General features: G+C 67.4%; 17 protein-coding genes and 1 pseudogene. 11 read left to right on the top strand and 7 right to left on the bottom strand.

The window, feature by feature from the left end:
* Window positions 1-70: 70 nt before the first annotated feature.
* The 4 genes from A5790_RS07975 to A5790_RS07960 all read left to right on the top strand — a co-directional run bounded on the left by A5790_RS07975 (window position 71) and on the right by A5790_RS07960 (window position 5962).
* Entirely contained in the window at window positions 71-1219 is a 1149-nt protein-coding gene (locus A5790_RS07975) for an exonuclease SbcCD subunit D (RefSeq protein WP_066842522.1), read from the top strand.
* Window positions 1216-3837, top strand: a complete 2622-nt coding sequence (locus A5790_RS07970) for an AAA family ATPase (RefSeq protein ID WP_066842520.1) — start codon at window positions 1216-1218, stop codon at window positions 3835-3837. Before A5790_RS07975 ends, A5790_RS07970 begins: the two co-directional genes overlap by 4 nt.
* Window positions 3838-3936: 99 nt before the next feature.
* On the top strand, window positions 3937-5472 hold the full coding sequence (locus A5790_RS07965; RefSeq protein ID WP_066842518.1) for a GMC family oxidoreductase: 1536 nt from the start codon (window positions 3937-3939) through the stop codon (window positions 5470-5472).
* A 25-nt stretch (window positions 5473-5497) separates the two neighbouring features.
* A complete protein-coding gene (locus A5790_RS07960; protein ID WP_066842517.1) occupies window positions 5498-5962 on the top strand; it encodes a DUF309 domain-containing protein in 465 nt (154 codons plus the stop codon).
* Here A5790_RS07960 and A5790_RS07955 read toward each other — a convergent pair.
* From A5790_RS07955 to A5790_RS07940, 4 genes are read right to left on the bottom strand one after another with little or no spacing between them, the layout of a single operon-like run.
* Complete coding sequence (locus A5790_RS07955) at window positions 5959-7629, bottom strand: ABC transporter family substrate-binding protein (RefSeq protein ID WP_066842515.1); 1671 nt, start codon at window positions 7627-7629, stop codon at window positions 5959-5961. The two genes, A5790_RS07960 and A5790_RS07955, sit on opposite strands and share 4 nt — an antisense overlap.
* 11 nt (window positions 7630-7640) lie before the next feature.
* Window positions 7641-9482: an ABC transporter ATP-binding protein gene (locus A5790_RS07950; RefSeq protein ID WP_066842512.1), complete on the bottom strand. Its 1842-nt coding sequence runs from the start codon at window positions 9480-9482 to the stop codon at window positions 7641-7643.
* Complete coding sequence (locus A5790_RS07945) at window positions 9479-10399, bottom strand: ABC transporter permease (protein WP_066842510.1); 921 nt, start codon at window positions 10397-10399, stop codon at window positions 9479-9481. Before A5790_RS07945 ends, A5790_RS07950 begins: the two co-directional genes overlap by 4 nt.
* Window positions 10396-11373: an ABC transporter permease gene (locus A5790_RS07940; protein ID WP_066842508.1), complete on the bottom strand. Its 978-nt coding sequence runs from the start codon at window positions 11371-11373 to the stop codon at window positions 10396-10398. The genes A5790_RS07945 and A5790_RS07940 overlap by 4 nt, the downstream gene beginning before the upstream one ends.
* Window positions 11374-11998: 625 nt before the next feature.
* Here A5790_RS07940 and A5790_RS07930 point away from each other — a divergent pair.
* From A5790_RS07930 to A5790_RS07915, 4 genes are all read left to right on the top strand, one after another.
* Complete coding sequence (locus A5790_RS07930) at window positions 11999-12244, top strand: hypothetical protein (RefSeq protein WP_066842506.1); 246 nt, start codon at window positions 11999-12001, stop codon at window positions 12242-12244.
* Window positions 12245-12364: 120 nt separating this feature from the next.
* On the top strand, window positions 12365-13069 hold the full coding sequence (locus A5790_RS07925) for a response regulator transcription factor (RefSeq protein WP_066842504.1): 705 nt from the start codon (window positions 12365-12367) through the stop codon (window positions 13067-13069).
* On the top strand, window positions 13047-14585 hold the full coding sequence (locus tag A5790_RS07920; RefSeq protein WP_066842574.1) for a HAMP domain-containing sensor histidine kinase: 1539 nt from the start codon (window positions 13047-13049) through the stop codon (window positions 14583-14585). Before A5790_RS07925 ends, A5790_RS07920 begins: the two co-directional genes overlap by 23 nt.
* Before the next feature lie 70 nt (window positions 14586-14655).
* Window positions 14656-15147, top strand: a complete 492-nt coding sequence (locus A5790_RS07915; protein ID WP_064347063.1) for a carbonic anhydrase — start codon at window positions 14656-14658, stop codon at window positions 15145-15147.
* 94 nt (window positions 15148-15241) lie between these two features.
* On the opposite strand, the gene A5790_RS07910 is transcribed toward A5790_RS07915, so the two are convergent.
* Window positions 15242-15664: a PaaI family thioesterase gene (locus A5790_RS07910; protein WP_066842502.1), complete on the bottom strand. Its 423-nt coding sequence runs from the start codon at window positions 15662-15664 to the stop codon at window positions 15242-15244.
* A gap of 232 nt (window positions 15665-15896) precedes the next feature.
* Here A5790_RS07910 and cysD point away from each other — a divergent pair.
* The 3 genes and pseudogenes from cysD to A5790_RS07895 all read left to right on the top strand — a co-directional run bounded on the left by cysD (window position 15897) and on the right by A5790_RS07895 (window position 19478).
* Window positions 15897-16867, top strand: a pseudogene (gene cysD / locus A5790_RS07905) (sulfate adenylyltransferase subunit CysD).
* Window positions 16867-18747, top strand: coding sequence for a sulfate adenylyltransferase subunit CysN (gene cysN, locus A5790_RS07900; protein ID WP_066842500.1), 1881 nt, complete (start codon window positions 16867-16869; stop codon window positions 18745-18747). The pseudogene cysD and the gene cysN overlap by 1 nt, the downstream one beginning before the upstream one ends.
* Window positions 18744-19478, top strand: a complete 735-nt coding sequence (locus A5790_RS07895; RefSeq protein ID WP_066842498.1) for a 3'(2'),5'-bisphosphate nucleotidase CysQ — start codon at window positions 18744-18746, stop codon at window positions 19476-19478. Before cysN ends, A5790_RS07895 begins: the two co-directional genes overlap by 4 nt.
* Before the next feature lie 22 nt (window positions 19479-19500).
* On the opposite strand, the gene A5790_RS07890 is transcribed toward A5790_RS07895, so the two are convergent.
* Together A5790_RS07890 and A5790_RS07885 are read right to left on the bottom strand one after the other, a co-directional pair.
* A complete protein-coding gene (locus tag A5790_RS07890; protein WP_066842496.1) occupies window positions 19501-20709 on the bottom strand; it encodes a sulfotransferase in 1209 nt (402 codons plus the stop codon).
* On the bottom strand, window positions 20706-21734 hold the full coding sequence (locus A5790_RS07885; RefSeq protein ID WP_066842494.1) for a DUF1214 domain-containing protein: 1029 nt from the start codon (window positions 21732-21734) through the stop codon (window positions 20706-20708). Before A5790_RS07885 ends, A5790_RS07890 begins: the two co-directional genes overlap by 4 nt.
* Window positions 21735-21785 lie beyond the last annotated feature (51 nt).

Genomic DNA, 21785 nt, shown 5'->3' with positions numbered 1-21785 from the left:
CGGGACTTGTCGGCGTGCCGCCCTACACTCGCGGTGCCCGGCAAACACACCAGGGGAAGGGGGCGCTGAGATGCGATTCGTGCACACCGCCGACTGGCAACTCGGGATGACGCGATACTTCCTCAATGGTGAGGCGCAGCCCCGTTATTCGGCAGCGCGCCGCGACGCGGTGGCCGAGCTGGGACGGGTGGCCGCCGAGACCGGTGCGGAGTTCGTCGTCGTCGCCGGCGACGTCTTCGAGCACAACCAGCTCGCGCCACGCGACATCAGCCAGTCGCTCGAGGCCATGCGCACCATCGGCGTTCCCGTCTATCTGCTGCCGGGCAACCACGACCCGCTCGACGCCTCGTCGGTCTACACCAGCCCGCTGTTCGTCGCCGAGTGCCCCGACAACGTGTCGGTCCTCGACCGCGCCGGTGTGCACGAGGCGCGGCCCGGCCTCGAACTGGTCGCGGCGCCGTGGACCTCGAAGGCGCCGTCGTCGGACCCCGTTGCGGGCGTGCTCGAGGGTCTTTCCGCCGACGGGGTGACGCGGGTCGTCGTCGGCCACGGCGGTGTGGACATCTTCGTGCCGGACAAGGAGCGGCCGTCGCTGATTCGGCTGGCGGCGCTGGAGGCGGCCGTCGATCGGGGCGCCGCGCACTATGTGGCTCTGGGGGACAAGCACTCTCGGATGCAGGTCGGGTCCACCGGGCGGATCTGGTATTCCGGGTCGCCGGAGGTCACCAACTACGACGACATCGAAACGGACCCGGGCCATGTGCTGATCGTCGACATCGACGAGGACGACCCGGCCCGTCCGGTGACCGTCGAACCGCGGAAGGTGGGCCGCTGGCGGTTCGTCACGCTGCGCCGCGGAGTGGACAGCGACCGCGACGTCGCGGACCTGGACATCAACCTGGATCTGTTGCCGGACAAGGAACGCACCGTGGTCCGGCTCGCGTTGACCGGATCGTTGACGGTCACCGACAAGGCCGCCCTCGACACCTGCCTGGACAAGTACGCCCGACTCTTCGCCGCGTTGAGGGTGGACGACAAGCAGAGCGACATCGCGGTCGTTCCCGCCGACGGCGAGTTCGACGACCTCGGTATCGGCGGCTTCGCCGCATCGGCCGTCGACGAACTGGTCGCGACCGCACGCTCGGACGGCGAGGCGGCCGATGACGCCCGAGCGGCCCTGGCGTTGCTGCTGCGGCTATCGGATCGGGGTGTGGCGTGAAACTGCACCGTCTGGTCCTCACCAATTACCGAGGTATCACCCGCCGGGAGATCGAATTTCCCGACCACGGCGTGGTGATCGTCAGCGGGGCGAACGAGATCGGCAAGTCGTCGATGATCGAGGCGCTGGACCTGCTGATCGAAGCCAAGGACCGGTCGGCGAAAAAAGAGGTGAAAGAGGTCAAGCCGACGCATGCCGACGTCGGTGCCGAGGTCGAGGCCGAGATCTCGACCGGCCCATATCGTTTCGTGTACCGCAAGCGTTTCCACAAACGCTTTGAGACCGAGCTGACGATTGTGGAGCCGCGCCGCGAACAGCTCACCGGCGACGAGGCGCACGACCGCGTTCGGGCCATGCTCGACGAGACCGTCGACACGTGCCTGTGGCAGGCCCAGCGGGTGCTGCAGTCCGGGTCGACGGCGGCGGTGGACCTGTCCGGATGTGACGCGCTGTCCCGTGCGCTCGACGTGGCTGCCGGTGAGGCCGTGCAACTTTCGGGTGCCGAACCGCTGCTGGTCGACCGCGTCGAAGACGAATACCTGCGTTACTTCACCCGCACCGGCAGGCCCACGGGTGAATGGGCCGCTGCCGTCAATCGATTGCGAACGGCCGAGGAGGTGTTGGCCGAGGCGGCGGCCGCCGTCGCGCAGGTTGACGACGCTGTTCGCAGGCACGCCGCGCTCACCGACGAACTGGCCCGGTTGACCGCACAGCGCACCGACGCGGCGAAGCAGGTCGCCATTGCGCAGAACGCCACCGACGAGGTGGCCGCGCTGAGGGGACAGCTCAAGGAAGCCGAGTTGGTTCTCGCGGCGGCGCAGGCCAACCACGACACGTCGCGTACCGCGGTCGAGGAGCGGCGCCGCCTGCGTGCCGACATCGAGCAGCGGACCGCCGCGATGGCCGACCTAGAGACTGCGGCGGCCCAGGCCGGCGAGAACCAGTCGACGGCCGCCGAGGTGGCCGAGCTCGCCGAGGCTGCCGCCGAGCAGGCACGGAAAGCGTTGGCGGACACTCAGTCCCGCGTCGAAGCGGCGCGCAGCGCCGTTCAACGCCTTGCCGACCGCGACGAGGCCGATCGCATCACCGCGCAACTGTCGAAGATCGAGACCGCTCAGCGTGAACTCGACGGCGTGCTGGACGAACTCGCCGAGGTTCGGGTGACCGGTGAGAGAATGCGGGCCATCGAATCCGCCAAAGCGACGGTCGACGCCGTGGCGGCACAGGTCGAGCTGGCGTCGGCCCACATCGAGCTGATCGCGACGGCCGACGTCGAGGTACGCGTCGGGGGCCAGGCGATCACCCTCGGCGCCGGCGAGGCGTGGAGGGCCAGCATCAGCGCCGAGACCGCCATCGAGGTGCCGGACCTGCTGATCGCTCGGCTGGTGCCCGGCACGCCCGCCTCGCAGACGCAAGCCAAACTCAATGCGGCACAAGATGTGCTGGCGTCGGCGCTGACGGCGTGCGGCGTGAACGACGTCGCCGAGGCACGCGCCCTCGATCAGCGGCGGCAGCAGTTGATCACCACCCGGGACCGGCTGGGCGCGAGGGTCGAGGCACTGACGGGCGACGAATCGGCCGACCGGCTCAGGGCGCGGCTTGCTGACCTCAAGGCGCGTCAGCCGGAGGTGGCCGAACTGTTCGATATCGACGCCGACGCAGCCCGCGCCGAGCTCGACGCGGCGAGCGCCGCGCAGAAGCAGGCGATAGCCGATTGTGAAAAGCAGCGCAAGGTCGCCGAGGAGGCCGCTAAGCGGTTGGGGGAGTGCGACACCCGATCGACCGTGCAGCACGAGAAGTTGGCCGGTGCGCAGTCCGAGCTTGCGCTTGCCCGGGAGCGGTTGGAGGGGCAGCGCGCCACTGTCGGTGACGACGAGCTGGTGGTGCGGGCTCAGGCGCATGCCGACGAAGCGCTGCGGGCCACGGCGCTGGTCGAGGAATTGAGCCAGGAGCTGGCCCGCGCCGAGCCCGACGCCGTGGCCGCGGCTCTTCAGGAGGCGACGCGCCGGGCCGACACCCTGTCGGCCGGGCACGACCAGATGGCTGAGGAGTTGCGGGAAGTCAGCACGCGGTTGACGGTGTACGGCACCGAGGGCCGCAAGGGCAAGCTCGACGAGGCGGAGACGGAGCGGGAGCACGCCCTCGCCGAATACGAAAGAGTGCAGCACCGCGCGCGGGCCGCGGAGCTGTTGCGGTCGGTGATCGCTAGGCACCGCGACTCCACCCGGCTGCGTTACGTCGAGCCGTTCCGCGGCGAAGTGGAGCGGTTGGGCCGCATGGTGTTCGGGGACAGCTTCGAGGTGGAAGTCGACAGTGCGCTACGGATCTGCACCCGTACGCTGTCGGGCCGCACCGTGCCATACGACTCGCTGTCCGGTGGGGCCAAGGAACAACTCGGCATCGTGGCGCGGCTGGCGAGCGCGGCGCTGGTGGCCAAGGAGGACAGCGTGCCGGTGGTCATCGACGACGCGCTCGGATTCACCGATCCCGACCGCCTGGTCAAGATGGGTGCGGTGTTCAACGCGGTGGGCGGCGACGGGCAGGTCATCGTGCTGACCTGCAGCCCGCAGCGGTACGCGGCCGTCGACGGAGCCCAGCACATCGCGCTCACGGCATAGCCGCATCCGTGTACGGACCGGCGGTCGGTGGCGCCGATCTCCGGTCGGGTTTCCTCCACTTGCGCGCTTCTCCGTCCCGGAAAACCTAGACTCCGGCGGATGGAAGCCGACTACATCGTCGTGGGAACCGGCTCGGCAGGGTCGGTGGTGGCCGCCCGGCTCAGCGACGATCCGTCCGTCCGGGTCGTCGCACTGGAAGCGGGTCCGCATGACAAGGACAAGTTCATCCGCATCCCCGCGGGCTTCGTCAAGTTGTTCCGCGGCCCGATGGACTGGGACTACCTGACCGAACCGCAGAAAGAGCTCGACGGCCGCCAAATCTATTGGCCGCGAGGCAAGATGGTCGGCGGGTCATCGTCGATGAACGCGATGATGTGGGTCCGTGGATTCGCCGCCGACTACGACGAATGGGGCCAGGTCGCCGGCGAGCAGTGGGACTACGCGCACCTCGAGCCGTACCTGCGCCGTATCGAAGCGGGTCCGCTCTCCATCAGCAAGCAGCGCAGCCCGCGCAGCGCCACCGCCAAATGGCTCACCGCTGCCGAGGAGTGCGGCTACCGCATCGAGAAGCCGAACCAGGCGGCGCCAGAAGGCTTCTGCGAGACGCTGGTCACCCAGCGCCGCGGTGCCCGGTGGAGCGCCGCCGACGCCTACCTCAAGCCCGCCCTCAAGCGCAAGAACCTCACGCTCGAAACGGAGGCGCTGGCGACCAGGGTGGTGTTCGAGGGCCGGCGCGCCGTCGGCGTCGAGATCGACCAGAACGGTGCCCGTCGCGTCATCAAGGCCCGGCGCGAGGTGGTGTTGTGCGGCGGCGCCATCAACAGCCCGCAGCTGTTGATGCTGTCGGGCATCGGCGACGGCGAACGGTTGGCCGAGCACGGCATCCAGACGCTGGTCCATGCCCCGGACGTCGGAGCCAACCTCCTCGACCACTTCATCGCGGCACTCGGCTTCGACGTTCCCAACGACAGTCTGTTCGCCGCCGAGAAGCCGCTTCAGCTGCTCAACTACCTGCTGCGACGCCGCGGGATGCTCACCTCGAACGTGGGGGAGGCCTACGGTTTCGTCCGGAGCCGACCCGACCTCGCGCTGCCCGATTTGGAGCTGATCTTCGCCCCGGCCCCATTCTTCGAGGAGGGCATCGGCGACCCCTACGACACGCACGCCGTCGTCCTGGGGACAGTCCTGCTCAAGCCGGCCAGCAGCGGCACCATCGAACTGCGTTCGGCCGACCCGGCGGACAAGCCGATCATCGACCCGCGCTATCTCACCGATCCCGACGGCGCCGACCGTGCGGCGGTGATGGCCGGCCTGCGTATCTGTGCCACCATCTCCCAGGCGCCCGCGCTCGAGGGCGTCATCGGCAAGATCGCGCGGCCCCTCGACTCAGCGGCGCTCGATGAAGCGACGCTCGAACGCGCGCTCGCCACGTTCTCGCACACGCTGTACCACCCGGTCGGCACGTGCCGCATGGGCCGCGACGACGCGAGCGTGGTCGACCCGAATCTGCGCGTCCGCGGCGTCGAAGGGCTGCGAGTCGCCGACGCGTCGGTGATGCCGGCGATCATCCGCGGGCACACCCACGCGCCCAGCGTGCTCATCGGGGAGAAGGCCGCCGAGCTACTGCGTGCCTGATAGCCGCGAGTGTCAAGATGGTTCCATGGCCGAGCGCGACCGCGACGACGCCGGGCGTCCCCGCAACACCCGACCCCGCGATGCTCTAGGGCGGCCGCTGCCCCACGGCAGCGAGGGTGTCGAGCGCATCCCCGACGACCTCGACCTGCCGCCGACCGAGACCCTCGCCTACGCCCAGGAGCTCCTCGACGACGGCATGGCGTTTCACGCGCACGAGGTGTTGGAGGCGGCGTGGAAGAACGGCCCGGACGCCGAACGCACGCTCTGGCAGAGCCTGGCCCAACTCGCCGTCGGCATCACGCACATCCAACGCGGAAACACCCAGGGAGCGCTGGCGGTGTTGGACCGCGCACGCGCTGGTCTGGCCGACGCCTCGGTCGCCCACGACGTCGACGTCCCGGGACTCGTCGACTATGCCCAGACGCTCATCGACGACCTCGAAGCGGGAGCGGCGATCGACCCGCAGCGATTGCGGCCGCGCCTGCACTAGGGCTTCATGAAGCCGATCTTCGTGTAGTCGGCGTCGGCCAGGCCGAACGCACCGAAGTTCGCCAGATTGCTTCGCGTCGCGATGTTTCCCGGCGACTGGGTCAACGGCAGGCTGAACACCTCTTCGAACAGCATCTTGTCCAGCTCGTTGGCCAGCACCCGGGCTTTCGCGGGATCCAGTTCGCCGACGGTCTGCTCGATCTTCGCGTCGATCTGCGGGCTGCCGATCTGTCCGAAATTGCTCTCGGCTCCGGTCCGGTAGATCTGCGTCAGGCTTGCGAGCGGGAAAGCGTCACCGCTCCAGGAGAATTGAGCGATGTCGAAGTTGCCGACGGTGACGTAGTCGGTGAAGAAACCGGCCGCAGGCCGGACATCCAACTCCAGTTTCACGCCGATCTGGGCGAGGTTGTTCTGCGCGATCTGTCCGTACTGCCGGGTGCTGAGCGAGTCGAACAGCACGTCGCGGATCACGAGTTGGCGGCCGTCCTTCTCCCGGAACTGGCCATTGAGTCGCCAACCGAGCGCGTCGAGTTCCTGCTTGGCCTTCTCCGGGTCGAAGGCTATAACGCCGCTGTTGTCCTGGTAACCCTCCTGGCCCGCGACGAAGATGTGGTTGTTCAGTGGTGCGGGGTTGTCGGCGAGCCCGCGCTGGGTGACTTGGGCGATGGTCTTGCGGTCGATGCCCTTGGCGATCGCGCGTCGCAGCGCGGGGTCGGCCAAAATCGAACCCGGAGAGCCGTTGAACGTGAAGTGATACCAGGCCAGACCGGGCGCGCGCCGGATGGTCACGCCCTGCGTGCGTCGAGCGATCTCCATCTCGTCGAGCGTCGCCAGACCGGTGGCGTCGATCGTGTTGTTCTGCAGCGCGGGAATGCGTGCGGCGTCGTCGAGGACCAGGAACGTGATGCTGTCCAGCAGCGGCTGCTCACCCCACCATTTGGGGTTGCGGGTCAACGTGATTCGTTTGGCACCACGGTCGAGGTTGGAGACGATGAACGGCCCCGCCGACGGGCCGGGGCCGTTAAGCTGACCCTTGTTGAAGACCTCCGGGTTCTCCGTCGAGCTCTTGGGCACCAGCATGCTGGTGCCCGCGAACATCCCGCGCCAATCGGACCACGGCTCGGCGAACGTGATGACGGCCTGGCGGTCGTCGACGCCCCGCTCGACCTTCTCGACCCGGTCGCTGCCGTTGGTCGCGGCGATCGCGAACCGGTCGTCCTTGCCGCTCGTGGCGTTGATCTGGGACTGGATGTCCTCCCAGGTGATCGGCGCGCCGTCGCTCCACACCGCTTCCGGGTTGATCGTGTAGGTGACGACCTGCGGGTCGGTGCTCGTCAGCTCCACATCGGTGAAGTAGTCGGTGTTGACGGTGGCCGAGCCGTCGGGGCCGATCCGGAACGCGCGCGGCATCGCCGGTTTCATCAGCGAGTTGTTGTCACCGGTGTTGCCGTCGATGTGCAGCGGGTTGAAGTTCGGCGGGAACTCGTTGATCGACAGCCGGAGGTTGCCGCCCTGCTGCAGGTTGGCGACGTCCTGCGGGTTGATGTCGTTGGTGTTTCCCACCGCCGCCTCGCCGCCGGCGGAGGGGGCTTCCTCGGAACCTCCCGAGCACGCGGTCAGGGTCAGCGCGGCGATCATGGAAGCCGCAGCAAAGCGTCGCATCCTCATGCGGTCCGACTTTAGCGGCGATTCACCTGCGGTCGCGGCACCGCGGCCAGCAACCGCCGGGTGTAGTCGTGCTGTGGGTCGGTGAACACCTGGTCACCGTCGCCCTGCTCGACCACGGTGCCCTTGTACATCACCGCCACCCGGTGGGCCAGGTGCCGCACCACCGAGAGGTCGTGGGAGACGAACAGATAGGACAGCGCGAACCGCTGCTGCAGATCCAACAGCAGGTTGATGATGCCGGCCTGGATCGAGACGTCCAGGGCCGACACCGGCTCGTCGAGCGCGAGGATCTTCGGCTGTAGCGCGAGCGCCCGCGCAATGCCGATGCGCTGCTTCTGCCCGCCGGAGAACTCGGCCGGATACCGGGTGGCGTCTTCACGTTGCAACCCGACGATGCCGAGCAGCTCGCCGATCCGTTCGTCGCGCCGGCGCTTGTCGAAACCGTTGGCCTGCAACGGTTCGGCGAGCACTTCGAACACCGGCAGCCGCGGGTCCAACGAGGCCACCGGGTCCTGGAACACCACCTGCAGGTCCCCTCGCAGCTCCCGGCGGGCCCGCCGGTCGAGTGAGGCCACATCCTTGCCGAGCACCTCGATAGAGCCGCCTTCCGGGGCGGTCAGCGCCAGGATCTGGTGCAAGGTTGTCGACTTGCCCGATCCGGACTCTCCGACGATGCCCAGCGTGCGACCCTGGTGCAGTGCGAAGCTGATGCCGTCGACGGCGCGCACCTCACCGACCTGGCGGCGAAACACCACGCCCTTGGTCAGCTTGTAGGTCTTGACCAGATCATCGACGCGCAGCACCACCGGCGGCTCGGCCGAAGACGGTGTGTCGGGCGGGGCCGTGGACACGCCGTAGATCTCGGCGGCGCTGCGGCCGACGACGTGTTCGGTGCGGATGCACGCGGCGAAATGGCCCGACCCGGAGTCCATCGGCAGCAGCTCGGGCTCGGCCGCGCGGCAGTCGTCGATCGCAAGCGGACAACGCGGGGCGAACGGGCACCCGGGCGGCAGCGCGGCCATCGACGGCGGTGCCCCCGGGATGGGGATCAGGCGCGCGCCTTGTGCTGCGTCGAGGCGCGGCACGGAGCCCAGCAGCCCGACGGTGTAGGGCATGCGGCGGTCGCGGTAGAGCTGATCGACGCCGGCCACCTCGACCGCACGCCCCGCGTACATCACCAGCGCGCGGTCGGCGAATTCGGCGACCACCCCCAGGTCATGGGTGATGATCAGGACGCCGGCGCCGGTCACATCGCGGGCGGTCTTCAGCACTTCGAGGATCTGCGCCTGCACCGTGACGTCCAGAGCGGTCGTCGGCTCGTCGCAGATGATCAGGTCGGGATCGTTGGCGATGGCGATGGCGATCACGACCCGCTGGCGTTCACCGCCGGACAACTCATGCGGGAACGACTTGGCCCGTCGGTCGGGCTGAGCGATGCCGACCAGCTCGAGCAGTTCGACCGCGCGCTTCCTGGCGTCCTGCCGACCGATGCCGCGCTGGTGGATCCCGATCGCCTCGGCGATCTGGTCGCCGACGGTGTAGACGGGGGTGAGCGCCGACATCGGGTCCTGGAACACCGTGCCGATGGCCTTGCCGCGGATCGCCGACATCCGCTGGTCGGAAAGGCCGATCAACTCGTCGCCGTGCAGGCGGATGGAACCCGACACCTCGGCGTACTCGGGCAGCAGCCCGACGACGGCCATCGCGCTGGCCGACTTGCCCGCCCCGGATTCGCCGACCAGCGCCACGACCTCGCCCTTGCCGACGTCGAAGTTCATGCCGCGCACCGCTTCCACCGGTACCGAGTCCGTGGGGAACTCGACGGTGAGGTCGCGGACCTCGAGCAGGCTCATCGCTTGCGCCTCCGCAGCTGACGCGCACCCGGATCGAGCGCGTCCCGCAGGCCATCGCCGACGAGGTTGGCGCACAGGATGATCAGGACCAGTACACCGCCGGGGAACAGAAACAGCCAGGGGAACGTCGTCGCCGACTTCGTCCCGTCGGCGATCAGCGTGCCGAGCGACACATCGGGCGGCTGGATGCCGAAACCCAGGAAGCTCAGTCCTGTTTCGGCCAGCACTGCCACACCGACGTTGAGCGCCGTGTCGATGATGATGATCGACGCGACGTTGGGCAAGATGTGGCGGATGATGATCCGCCAGTTGCTGACACCCATATAGCGTGCGGCCGCGACGAATTCGCGGTCGCGAAGGCTCATCGTCATGCCACGGACGATCCGGGAACTGATCATCCAGCTGAACAACGACAGCAGCACGATCATCCAGATGATGTCACCTTTGGTGCGCTGCACCACGATTGAGATCAGCAGGAAGCTCGGCACCACCAGCATCAAGTCGACCAGCCACATCAGGGCGGGGTCTCGCCAGTCGGCGAAGTACCCCGAGATCGTGCCGACAGTCGCCGCGATGATCGTCGAGATGAACGCGACACAGACACCGATCAGCATCGACTTCTGCATCCCGCGCAGCGTCTGGGCGAAGAGGTCCTGTCCCAGCGCGTTGGTGCCGAACCAGTGCTCGGGGCTGGGCGGCTGCTGCAGCGCGAAGTAGTCGAGGTCGTTGTAGCTGTAGGGCAACAGGGGCGGCAATGCGTAGCACCCGATGAACATGACCACCAACAGCACCAGGGAGATGACGGCCGGCTTGTTGCGCAGGAACCGGCGGAACACCAGCGTTCGTCGCGACGCGAAGCCCTCCGAGACGCCGGATTGCGCGGTAGTCGACTTCTGTGTGGTGGCGGGTTCGGTCATGACGCCCGCACCCTCGGATCGAGCGCGGCGTAGACCACGTCGGAGAGCAAGCCGGCCAACAGGATCATCGCGCCGGACAGCACGGTGATCGCCGCGACGATGTTGATGTCCTGGTTGCCGATGCCGGTGACGATCCATTCCCCGATTCCGTACCAGCCGAAGATCTTCTCGATGAACACCGCACCGGTCACCAAACCCGCGACGCTGTAGGCGAACAACGTCGCCATCGGGATCAGCGCGGTGCGCAGGCCGTGCCTGACGAGCGCGCGCCGCCGCGTCAGGCCCTTGGCCCGCGCGGTGCGGATGAAGTCCTGACCGAGGACATCGAGCATCGCGTTGCGTTGGTAGCGGCTGTAGATCGCGATCGAGGAGATGGCGAGCGTCATGCTGGGCAGCACCAGGTGCTGCAATCGGTCGACGAACTGGTTCCACGCCCCCTCGATGGGGAAGGGCGAAGTCTCGCCGGTGTATTCGAAGATCCGGACGCCGAGCACGTTGTTCACGCCCAGCGCGGCCAGGATGAAGAGGTTGGCCAGAACGAAGGTCGGCGTGCTGATCACCAGAAGGGACAGCACCGTCACGACGCGGTCGCTGAGCCGGTACTGCCTGATGGCGCCCCACGCCCCGGCGGCCACGCCGATCACCGTCCCGACGACCGAGCCGATCACCAACAGGCGGAGGCTGACACCCACCCGTCGCCACAGCTCGTCGGTGACCGGCTGCCCGCCGATGGTCACACCGAAGTCGCCGCGGATGGCGCCCGATACCCAGTGGGCGTACTGCTCGAGCACCGGCTTGTCGAGATTGAGTTCGACGCGTTTGGCGTCGATGACGCTCTGTGGCGGGCGCGGGTTGCGGCTCTCCAGGCTGTCGAGGGGATCGAACTGCCACGACGCGAGCAGGAAGACGAGGAACGAGGCCAGTGCCAGCAGCACGACGTAATTGAGCAGTCGGCGCGCCAAGAACCGCGTCATGCGGAGCGTCCGTCGGTCGGCTGCATGCGCTCAGGTTAGGAGATGACTGCCGCGATGGCCGGTATGCGGGCCGTGGAGCGCGGCAAGCTGCGCGATTTGGCGAATACGCACCCAGGGTCCAGCACGCTCGCAGGAACGCCCTGTTCAGTGAATGCGCAACTGAGTTTCACCGGTGGCCGCGCCGACGGGGCGACTGGGTAACCACGAATGGAGTGACTCAAGTGGGTCGTGACGGGAAGCGACGAACAATTCACGTCAAAACTATTTCTGCGGTTCTCGGCGGCGGCGCGATCGTCGCGTTGACGGCGCTCGGCACGGCGGTCGACCAAACGTCCGACCCGACTTCGATCGCGATTCCGAGGATGACCGTCGGCGCAACGGACACTCAGACCACACCGTCCGAGGCGCCCGGCGTGGGCAGGGCGGAGCCGACCATCAAGGGCCCTGCGCCGTTTGCCGTGAAGAGGTGAGCGGCCGCCCAACACGTGGGGCGGTGTGACCGGCCCGTTTCGTCGGGCTTCCGTTCGGTTATCCACCACCTAAGGGTTCGACGACGAAACCCTGTTTGCGCTGTTAGAAGGGCCGCGACAGCGATCGCGCCCCACCGGACCAAACGGAGATCGAAGTGAACACGAAACAGGTCAAGTTGTTCTCGGCAGCGGTCGGGACCAGTGCCCTGCTCGCGATGGCGGCCTTCTCGGTCGCGTCCACCACGGCCGCCCAGGACGACGAACCACCCGTGACCCCGGGACCGGTGACGACGTCGGAGATCACGACCGGTGAGACGGTTACCGATAGCAAGGCTCCCGAGACCCCCACGACGTCGGTGGCCACGCCGCCGGTGACCGCCGAACCGGCGCCGACCGGCTAACCGAACCGGGCGGTTTCACAGCCGGCACAAAGGAAGCGCACAGCCGCCACTCATGGGGGCCGCGATAATGGAGCGGTGGCGACCCCCGGCGTGAGCGAGCAGGACTCAGGCCGAGTCGTCATGCGTCGCGCCGACGGCACACCGATCCACGTACTGGTTGTCGACGACGAACCGGTACTCGCCGAGCTGATGTCGATGGCCCTGCGCTACGAGGGCTGGACCATCACGACCGCCGCCGACGGGGCTTCGGCCATCGCCTCGGCGCGCCAGACCGCGCCCGACGTCGTGGTGCTCGACGTGATGCTGCCGGATATGAGCGGCCTCGACGTGCTGCGCAGACTGCGCGAGCAGATTCCCGGGTTACCGCTGCTGCTGTTGACCGCCAAGGATTCGGTGGAGGATCGCATCGCCGGGTTGACCGCAGGCGGCGATGATTACGTCACCAAACCGTTCAGCATCGAGGAAGTGGTCCTGCGCCTACGCGGGCTGCTGAGGCGCACCGGTGTGGCCACAGAACCGGACGGCGCGAAGATCGTCGTCGGTGACCTGGTGCTCGACGAGGACAGCCACGAGGTGACGCGCGGCGGTGAGCTGATCACCTTGACCGCGACCGAATTCGAGTTGCTGCGGTTCATGATGCGCAATCCCAAACGCGTGCTGAGCAAGGCGCAGATCCTCGATCGCGTATGGAGTTACGACTTCGGCGGCCGCTCGAACGTCGTCGAGTTGTACGTCTCGTACCTGAGGAAGAAGATCGACAACGGGCGAGCGCCGATGATCCACACCCTGCGCGGTGCCGGGTATGTCCTCAAGCCCGCGCGCTGACGGGCCGTCGACGCGGATCCGCTGGCCGCGGACGTGGTCGTTGCGCGCTCGGCTGCTCGCTTCGCAAATCGTGTTGCTTGCACTGGTGTGCGCGTCGGTCGGGATGGGGACCGTCCTTGCGCTGCAACACTTTCTGGTCAACCAACTCGATGGGCGTTTGGCCGAGACGACTCGACGTTCGGCCGGCCTGTTCGAGTTCGGCCCGCCTCCGGGGCCGCCGGGATTGCCACGACCGGGTTTTCGTCATCGCATGATGATCCGAGACGATCTCGGGCCGGGGCCCGCGTTTCTCAACGCGCCGGGGCAGGCAGCCCGCACCGTCGGCGCGGTCGTGTCGGGCGACACGCCGGTCGACGCCGGCGTGATCAAAGCAGACGGCACCCGCAGCCAGATCAGCACGGCCGCAGCACAACAACTCGCGCGCGTGGTGCCCGACTCGCCGACCACCATCGACCTCGACGGGCTCGGCCGCTACCGGGTGGTCGCAATGCATTCGCCCCGACGCGGCGACACGATCGTGATCGGGCTGCCCACCTCCGACGTCGACGACACGTTGTTCACCGTCGCGATCATCTTCTGCGTGGTCGGGGCGACCGCGTTGATCGGCGGGACGACGGCAGGCGTCGTGATCATCCGCCGCCAACTCGCGCCGTTGGCAAGGGTTTCCGATGCGGCACGCCAGGTCGCCGATCTCGAGCTCGACCGCGGCGAAGTACGACTACCGACGCCGATCGTGAAAGTCGACCCGGCCGGCGAACATACCGAGGTCGGACAGTTGGGCTCCGCGCTGAACCGGATGCTGGACCGGATCGCGTCGGCGTTGTCGGCGCGGCACGCCAGCGAGACACGCGTGCGCCAGTTCGTCGCGGACGCCAGCCACGAGCTCCGCACGCCGCTGGCCGCCATCCGCGGCTATACCGAACTGGCGCAACGCAAACGCGATGACGTCCCCGATGACGTCGCCCACGCGATGAACCGAGTGGAGTCCGAGACGCGGCGCATGACCGAACTGGTCGAAGACATGCTGCTACTGACGAGACTCGACACAGGGCGCCCGCTACAGAGCGAGTCGGTGGATCTTTCCCGGTTGATCCTCGACGCGGTCAGCGACGCCCACGTCGCCGGGCCGGACCATCGGTGGCAGCTCGATCTGCCCGAGGAGCCCGTAGTCGTGGTCGGCGATCAGGCGCGCCTGCATCAGGTGCTGGCGAACCTGCTTGCCAACGCGCGTACGCACACTCCGCCCGGCACGTCGGTGACGACCTCTTTGCGCGTGGCCGGCGACGGGTCGGCGGTGTTGACCGTCGCCGACGACGGCCCTGGAATCCCCGGGTGGCTGCAGCCCGAGATCTTCGAGAGGTTCGCTCGCGGCGACTCGTCACGGTCTCGTCGCGACGGGGGGACCGGCCTCGGGTTGGCGATCGTGGCCGCCGTCGTCAAGGCCCACCGCGGCACCATCGAGGTGGTCAGCGCCCCCGGCGACACCCGCTTCGTGGTGACCTTGCCCAGCCGGTGATCTGCTACTTCATTCGATCGGCCTGATTTTCTTGGGCCTCTTCTCGGGGGCGCGGTTATATGGTCGACGGATGTCTGTGACCGACGAATATCTGAAGAACAACGAGGAGTACGCGAAGACGTTCTCCGGTCCGCTGCCGCTGCCGCCGAGCAAGCACGTCGCGGTGGTGGCGTGCATGGATGCCCGTCTCGACGTCTACCGGATTCTCGGTCTGGGCGACGGTGAGGCCCACGTCATCCGCAACGCCGGCGGCGTCATCACCGACGACGAGATCCGCTCGCTGGCCATCAGCCAGCGGCTGCTCGGCACTAAAGAGATCATCCTGATCCACCACACCGACTGCGGCATGCTGACCTTCACCGACGACGGTTTCAAACAGCAGATCCAGGACGAGATCGGCATCAAGCCCGAGTGGGCGGCCGAGTCGTTCATCGACCTCGAAGTGGACGTGCGGCAGTCACTGCGACGGATCGAGGCGAGCCCGTTCGTCACCAAGCATGAGTCGCTGCGCGGGTTCATCTTCGACGTAGCGACCGGCCGACTCACCGAAGTCACCCCGTAGCCCCTTTTTTCACTGCCGCGAGCGACCGTGTCTGTACGCCAACACGCCGCCAAATTCCGGCATTTTGCGGTCGCTCACCGCTCGCGAGTGACCGCTAACCGACCTTGTAGGTCGCGATCGCCTTCGCCACGGCATCGCCGTCGACGGTCACGACGTCGACCTCGCAGTTCACCAACGTCTTGCCTCGTCGCAGCACCCGCCCGATGGCGACCAGGTCACAGGCGCGAGCGGGCGCCAGGAACTGCATCGACATCGACGTGGTGACCCCGCGCAGTGACTCCGGCACCTCGGCTTGCGACCACGCCGCGGCCATCACCGCGACGTCCGCCAACGCCGCAATCGCGCCGCCGTGCACCATGTCGCCGACGGTCACGTTCGACTCATCCCACGGCAGTCGCAACCGGATCGCGTCGCCGTCGAGTCGCTCGGCGACGATGCCGAGTTTCGCGACGAACGGGGACTGCGGGATGAACTGCGCCATGACATCGGCACCCGTCCGCGGGGAAGTGGTGGTCATGGGTCGAGTATCGGCACTGGGCGTGTCGAAGCAATTACCTCGCGGGTAAGCGTTGAGCGCACGCTCGCGGCCCCTTGAGCGCGGCCAAACTGTCGAATTTTAGCGGCGTGTCCTGGGCAAACACGCACGCTCGCGCCACGAAGGGGAGGTGCGGGGGGAGGCACGAAAGGGAAGCGGGGCACCGACCGGTCGCGTTGACACTCCGGGCGGCAGCGGTGTCTAATATCGGGTAATGATCGTAAATATGGTCATTCCTACCAACTTTACGAGGAAATGATGACGACCACGAGCGAACAGCTCAACGCGGGGCGCTACGAGCTCAGCCATCTGCGGTCCCTGGAAGCCGAAGCCATCCACATCATCCGTGAGGTCGCCGCCGAGTTCGAGCGGCCGGTGCTGCTGTTCTCCGGCGGCAAAGACTCCATCGTGATGCTGCATCTGGCGCTCAAGGCGTTCCGCCCGGGCCGGCTGCCGTTCCCGGTCATGCACGTCGACACCGGACACAACTTCGACGAGGTGCTGCAGACCCGCGATGAGCTCGTCGAGGAGTTCGGTGTTCGGCTGGTCGTAGCCAAGGTGCAAGACGACATCGACGCCGGCCGCGTGGTCGAGACGATCCCGTCGCGCAACCCGCTGCAGACGGTGACCCTGTTGCGCGCGATCCGCGAGAACAAGTTCGACGCTGCGTTCGGCGGCGCCCGACGCGACGAGGAGAAGGCACGCGCCAAGGAGCGGGTGTTCTCCTTCCGCGACGAGTTCGGCCAATGGGATCCGAAGGCCCAGCGGCCCGAGCTGTGGAACCTCTACAACGGCCGCCACCACAAGGGCGAGCACATCCGCGTGTTCCCGCTGTCGAACTGGACCGAATTCGACATCTGGTCCTACATCGGCGCCGAGAAGATCAAGCTGCCGTCGATCTACTACGCCCACCGCCGCAAGGTGTTCGAGCGCGACGGCATGCTGCTGGCCGTGCACAAGTACCTGCAGCCCCGCAAGGGCGAGGAGATCGTCGAGAAGACCGTCCGGTTCCGCACCGTCGGCGACGTCACCTGCACCGGCTGCGTGGAGTCGCACGCCGCAACGGTTTCCGAGGTCATCGCCGAGACGGCGGTGTCGCGGCTCACCGAACGCGGCGCCACCCGAGCCGACGACCGCATCTCCGAGGCCGGTATGGAAGACCGTAAGCGAGAGGGCTACTTCTGATGACTCGCACCACCGAGCGGCCCACCGCCCGGCTCGCCGCGACGCTGCTGCGGATCGCCACCGCGGGTTCCGTCGACGACGGCAAGTCGACCCTCATCGGACGGCTGCTGTTCGACTCCAAGGCCGTCATGGAAGACCAACTGGCCTCTGTCGAGCGGACTTCCAAGGAACGCGGTCACGACTACACCGACCTGGCGCTGGTGACCGACGGCCTGCGGGCCGAGCGTGAGCAGGGCATCACGATCGACGTCGCCTACCGTTACTTCGCAACGCCCAAGCGCAAATTCATCATCGCCGACACCCCGGGCCACATCCAGTACACCCGCAACATGGTGACCGGTACGTCCACCGCGCAATTGGCGATCGTCCTGGTCGACGCGCGCCACGGCCTGCTCGAGCAGTCGCGGCGCCACGCGTTCCTCGCATCGCTGCTCGGCATTCGGCACATCGTGCTCGCGGTGAACAAGATGGACCTGATCGATTGGGACAGAGAACGTTTCGAGAAGATCCGCGACGACTTTCATGACTTCGCCGCCCGCTTGGACATCCACGACGTGACGACGATCCCACTGTCGGCACTCAACGGCGACAACGTCGTCACCAAATCCGACAACACCCCGTGGTACGAGGGTCCGCCGCTGCTGAACCACCTCGAAGAGGTCTACATCGCCGGCGACCGCAACCTCGTCGACGTGCGATTCCCGGTTCAGTACGTGATCCGCCCGCAATCCCTGGAACATCACGACCACCGCAGCTATGCGGGCACCGTCGCCGGCGGCGTGATGAAGGTCGGCGACGAGGTCGTCGTGCTTCCCGCGGGCCTGACGTCACGAATCGCGGCGATCGAGGGGCCCAGCGGCCCGATCGATGAGGCGTTTCCTCCGATGGCTGTGGCGATCAGCCTCACCGACGACATCGACATCTCGCGCGGCGATCTCATCGCACGTCCGAACAACCAGCCGCGGGTGGCGCAGGAGTTCGATGCCACCGTCTGCTGGATGGCCGATGGCTCCGCGCTGGAACCCGGCCGCGACTACGTCATCAAGCACACCACCCGCACCACGCGGACGCGGGTCACGGCGCTGGACTACCGCCTCGACGTCAACACGCTGCACCGGGACAAGGACGTCACCGCGCTCAAACTCAATGAGCTGGGCCGCATCTCGCTGCGCACACAACAGCCGCTGCTGCTCGACGAGTACAGCCGCAACGCGACCACCGGCTCGTTTATCCTGATCGACCCGAACACCAACGGCACGGTCGCCGCCGGCATGATCCTTCCACAGGTGACCGCCCGCACCTCGAGCCCCAACACCGTCCGGCACGAGTCGCTGTGCAAGGCCGAGGACCGGCTGAGCAAGGGCAGGACCGTGTGGTTCACCGGCCTGTCGGGCTCCGGCAAGTCGTCGGTGGCGATGCTCGTCGAGCAGAAGCTGATCGGAAAGGGCGTTCCCGCCTATGTTCTCGACGGCGACAACCTGCGTCACGGCCTCAACGCCGACCTCGGTTTCTCGATGGCCGACCGCGCCGAGAATCAACGCAGGCTGGCCCACGTCGCGGCCATCCTCGCCGACTCCGGACAGGTGGTGCTGGTGCCCGCGATCAGCCCACTCGAGGAGCACCGGGCCCTTGCCCGAAAGGTGACCACCGAGGCCGGGCTCGACTTCTTCGAGGTGTTCTGCGACACCCCGCTGGAGGACTGTGAGCGACGCGATCCAAAGGGCTTGTACGCCAAGGCCCGTGCTGGTGAGATCACTCACTTCACCGGCATCGACAGCCCTTACCAGCGGCCGAAAAATCCTGACCTGCGCCTGACACCCGAACGCGATCCCGAGGACCTGGCTCAGATGGTGATCGAGCTACTGGAAAGTCGGCAGTGAGCGATCACGATCTCGCCGCCCGGCTGGCCACAGCGGCCGGAAAGCTTCTGCTCGACGTCCGGGACGAGCTCGCCGACGCGACCGCCGCTGAGCGAAAGGCCGCCGGAGACAAACGCTCCCACGATTTCCTGACCGAAGCGCTGGCGACGGAGCGGCCAGACGACGCGGTGCTGTCGGAGGAGGGCGCCGACGACCCGGTGCGCCTGACCGCCGAACGTGTCTGGATCGTCGACCCCCTCGACGGTACCCGGGAGTTCTCCGAACTCGGACGCGACGACTGGGCGGTGCACGTTGCCCTTTGGCAGGCAGGAGAGCTGGTGGCCGGGGCCGTCGCGCTCCCGGCGCAGGGCATGACGCTGGCCACCCCGACGGTCACGCCGCCCCCTCCGCAACCCGAGACGCCGCGAATCGTTGTGTCGCGCACGCGGCCTCCGGCCATCGCGCTCGCGGTGCGCGACGCGCTGGGTGGCACGCTGGTCGAAATGGGTTCGGCCGGAGCGAAGGTCGCCTCCGTCGTGCAGGGACGCTCGGATGTCTATGTTCATGCGGGAGGCCAGTACGAGTGGGACTCGGCAGCCCCGGTCGCCGTCGCCCGCGCCGCCGGGCTGCACACCTCACGAATCGACGGCTCGCCGCTGTCCTACAACCGCCGCGATCCGCTACTGCCCGACTTGGTGGTGTGCCGGCCCGAACTGGCCGACGCGGTGCTGCGGGTCACCGCGGCCGACTAGCCCGAAAACCCAGCCCGAGGCCCTAGTCCAGGAACGTGAATCGTTCCCGGATCTGCTCGGGAACCAGACCGAACTCCTCCGGGGTGTACCTGTGTTGGCCCTTCGCGTCGCGGGGATTGGCGCGGTTGTACTCATCGACCAATGCGTCGAGATCCTCGGGCGGAGCCATTCCGGCGGCTGAATAGACATGCTGCAGCGCCGTTTTCGGTGATGACACCAGGTCGCGATAGTCGATGTCGACGAAGGTCGCCGCATGCGTCGGCGTCCGGTCGCGCACCTGGAGGGCACGCCGGAACCACAGCTCGCTCTGCGTGACCTGCTGGCGGCCCACCTCGAACGCGTCGACATCGTCGCTGTAGGTGCTGCGGTACACCGCGAACAGGCTTGCGCCCGAGGTCAGCGTCGCCACGATGTCGCGGTGGATCTGCACAACCACCAACCCCGGAAACGTCTCGATCAGGTGGTCCAACTCGGCGGTGTGCGCGGGAGCCTTGAGCACGAATCGACGGTCGTCGTGGCGGGCCAGCAGTTGCAGTGCTTCGCGGTAGCGCGCGTAGGGCTCGGTGAAGTCCTGCGCGGCAAGCCATTCGGCGTAGCCTGGCAGCCGCATCATCGACGTGAAGCCCCAGTTGCGCAGGTCGGTGCCCATCGCAAGCACGCAATCCTCGGGCAGCGACGGGCCGGACGGATGCACGATCGCCATGTCCGGGTTGAGCGTATGCAGCAGTTGGCTGGCCGTCGCGCTCACCTCGGCGGGGTCGGGACGGTCGGGGTCGATGAACAGCCAGGGCGATACCAATTCGGCAGGCAGCGGTGCGTGCAGACGAGGGTCGGTGCCCAGCAGGCGGAACAGAAACGTCGTGCCGGTGCGCCACCCGCCGATGATCACGATCGGCGGGGGCAACGCGACGTCGCACAGATCGCGCCGCGCAGCACGGCACTGCGCAATCCGCGCACCCGCGAGCAGCCTTCCGGTCGCCGACTGCAGCGCCATCCGGATGCCGACCGCGTTGAGCCTGCCGTCCTGCTCGGCCGAGCCCAGGAAGGCGTCCAACCCGTCGGCCCATCCGGGCGCGAATTGCTCAGGGGTGTATTCGCCACGGCGGCATGCCCGTTCGACCACACGTTGTGCGTCGAACCGGTAGCGGTGCGGATTCTCGGCCCGGTCCTTGGCGGCCTCGGTGTAGATCTGCTCGGCCACTTCGGTGCGCCGCGGCGGCCGCCACGTCATCGCAACTCCTCCAGCCGGATCCGGCGCGCGGCGGGTAGTTCCGGTTCTCCGACGGGGTGGAGGAACCGCAGGACGAACAGCCCGAAGGGCCGGCCCTCGGTGTCGAGCCAGTCGTAGCCGTCGGCACCCGGGTTCTCCGCCGCGAGCACGAACCGAAACCTGCGGTCGGTCAGGGTGGTCGAGGCCGCGGTACGGGTGACGGTGCGGTGACGGTGGTCCAGGGAGTTGAGGAAGCGGTTGTACAGCACGATGTTCCAGTGCCGGCACGCCGGTACCGAGCCTTCGAGCACCAACGCCTCACCGCCGGCCAACTGCCACGCGCCGCGAACGTAGTGGATGCCCGGCTCGGTGAACGCCGCGCCCCCGGCCATCGCCGACCAGTGTCGCACGGCGTTCGGTGCTTTCAAGTCGGCGGCTGTCGACAGTTCGAAAACCTTGGGCACGTTGGCGATCACGGTGCCCAGCCGCGAGAGCGCGCGGTCCAGATCAGTGGGGGAAGGGGGTGTGTCGTCGGCGTCGAGCACCTCGATGTGGCACCAGCCGGGGCTTGCCGGATCCGAGCTGTTGTGCGCATAGCGCACCCACACCGACGACGACCCCGGCGGCAGGTCCGCCAGCGTGGCGGTGAACTTCCCGTCGGAATCGATCTCCAGGTCGCCGGTCTGAAGGCGTGCTACCGCTGCCGCGTCGGCGACACCGGTCCCGCTGTACACCGTGATCGACTGGTACACCGAGTCTCCGACGTTGCCCGAGATTCGGTAGGTCCGGTCGTCGCGAATGTCGGTGATCCAATACCGGAAGTCGGGATTGTCCATGAAGAACTTCTCCCGCCACCCGTTGAAGGGCACCAGTTCCGGACGATCGCGGTCGACTTCGAGGCGGCCCAGCAGATTGTTGAGGGCCCGCGAGAGTGCCCGCTGGCCGTCGGCCTGTTCGCTCGGGTCGAGCCCTTCGGTGAACTCAGCCAGCGTCTCCCCGCCCGTGCGCATCCCGTCGACCAGTGTCCGCCAACCCTCACCCGCCATAGCTGCCGAACGTACCAACCGGGTCGTGCACGCGGTCAGTGGCAGAATCCT

It is taken from the genome of Mycobacterium sp. 852002-51152_SCH6134967, from assembly GCF_001667105.1.
GTDB lineage: Bacteria > Actinomycetota > Actinomycetes > Mycobacteriales > Mycobacteriaceae > Mycobacterium > Mycobacterium neumannii_A.
The sequence above is the reverse complement of the archived record's forward strand: the minus strand, read 5'-3'. Positions and strand labels throughout refer to the sequence as shown.

Coding starts and splice junctions, on each gene's coding strand:
- A5790_RS07975 (WP_066842522.1), top strand. CDS start 71: ATGCGATTCGTGCACACCGCCGACTGGCAACTCGGGATGACGCGATAC.
- A5790_RS07965 (WP_066842518.1), top strand. CDS start 3,937: ATGGAAGCCGACTACATCGTCGTGGGAACCGGCTCGGCAGGGTCGGTG.
- A5790_RS07960 (WP_066842517.1), top strand. CDS start 5,498: ATGGCCGAGCGCGACCGCGACGACGCCGGGCGTCCCCGCAACACCCGA.
- A5790_RS07955 (WP_066842515.1), bottom strand. CDS start 7,629: ATGAGGATGCGACGCTTTGCTGCGGCTTCCATGATCGCCGCGCTGACC.
- A5790_RS07950 (WP_066842512.1), bottom strand. CDS start 9,482: ATGAGCCTGCTCGAGGTCCGCGACCTCACCGTCGAGTTCCCCACGGAC.
- A5790_RS07945 (WP_066842510.1), bottom strand. CDS start 10,399: ATGACCGAACCCGCCACCACACAGAAGTCGACTACCGCGCAATCCGGC.
- A5790_RS07940 (WP_066842508.1), bottom strand. CDS start 11,373: ATGACGCGGTTCTTGGCGCGCCGACTGCTCAATTACGTCGTGCTGCTG.
- A5790_RS07925 (WP_066842504.1), top strand. CDS start 12,365: ATGCGTCGCGCCGACGGCACACCGATCCACGTACTGGTTGTCGACGAC.
- A5790_RS07920 (WP_066842574.1), top strand. CDS start 13,047: ATGTCCTCAAGCCCGCGCGCTGACGGGCCGTCGACGCGGATCCGCTGG.
- A5790_RS07915 (WP_064347063.1), top strand. CDS start 14,656: ATGTCTGTGACCGACGAATATCTGAAGAACAACGAGGAGTACGCGAAG.
- A5790_RS07910 (WP_066842502.1), bottom strand. CDS start 15,664: ATGACCACCACTTCCCCGCGGACGGGTGCCGATGTCATGGCGCAGTTC.
- cysN (WP_066842500.1), top strand. CDS start 16,867: ATGACTCGCACCACCGAGCGGCCCACCGCCCGGCTCGCCGCGACGCTG.
- A5790_RS07890 (WP_066842496.1), bottom strand. CDS start 20,709: ATGACGTGGCGGCCGCCGCGGCGCACCGAAGTGGCCGAGCAGATCTAC.
- A5790_RS07885 (WP_066842494.1), bottom strand. CDS start 21,734: ATGGCGGGTGAGGGTTGGCGGACACTGGTCGACGGGATGCGCACGGGC.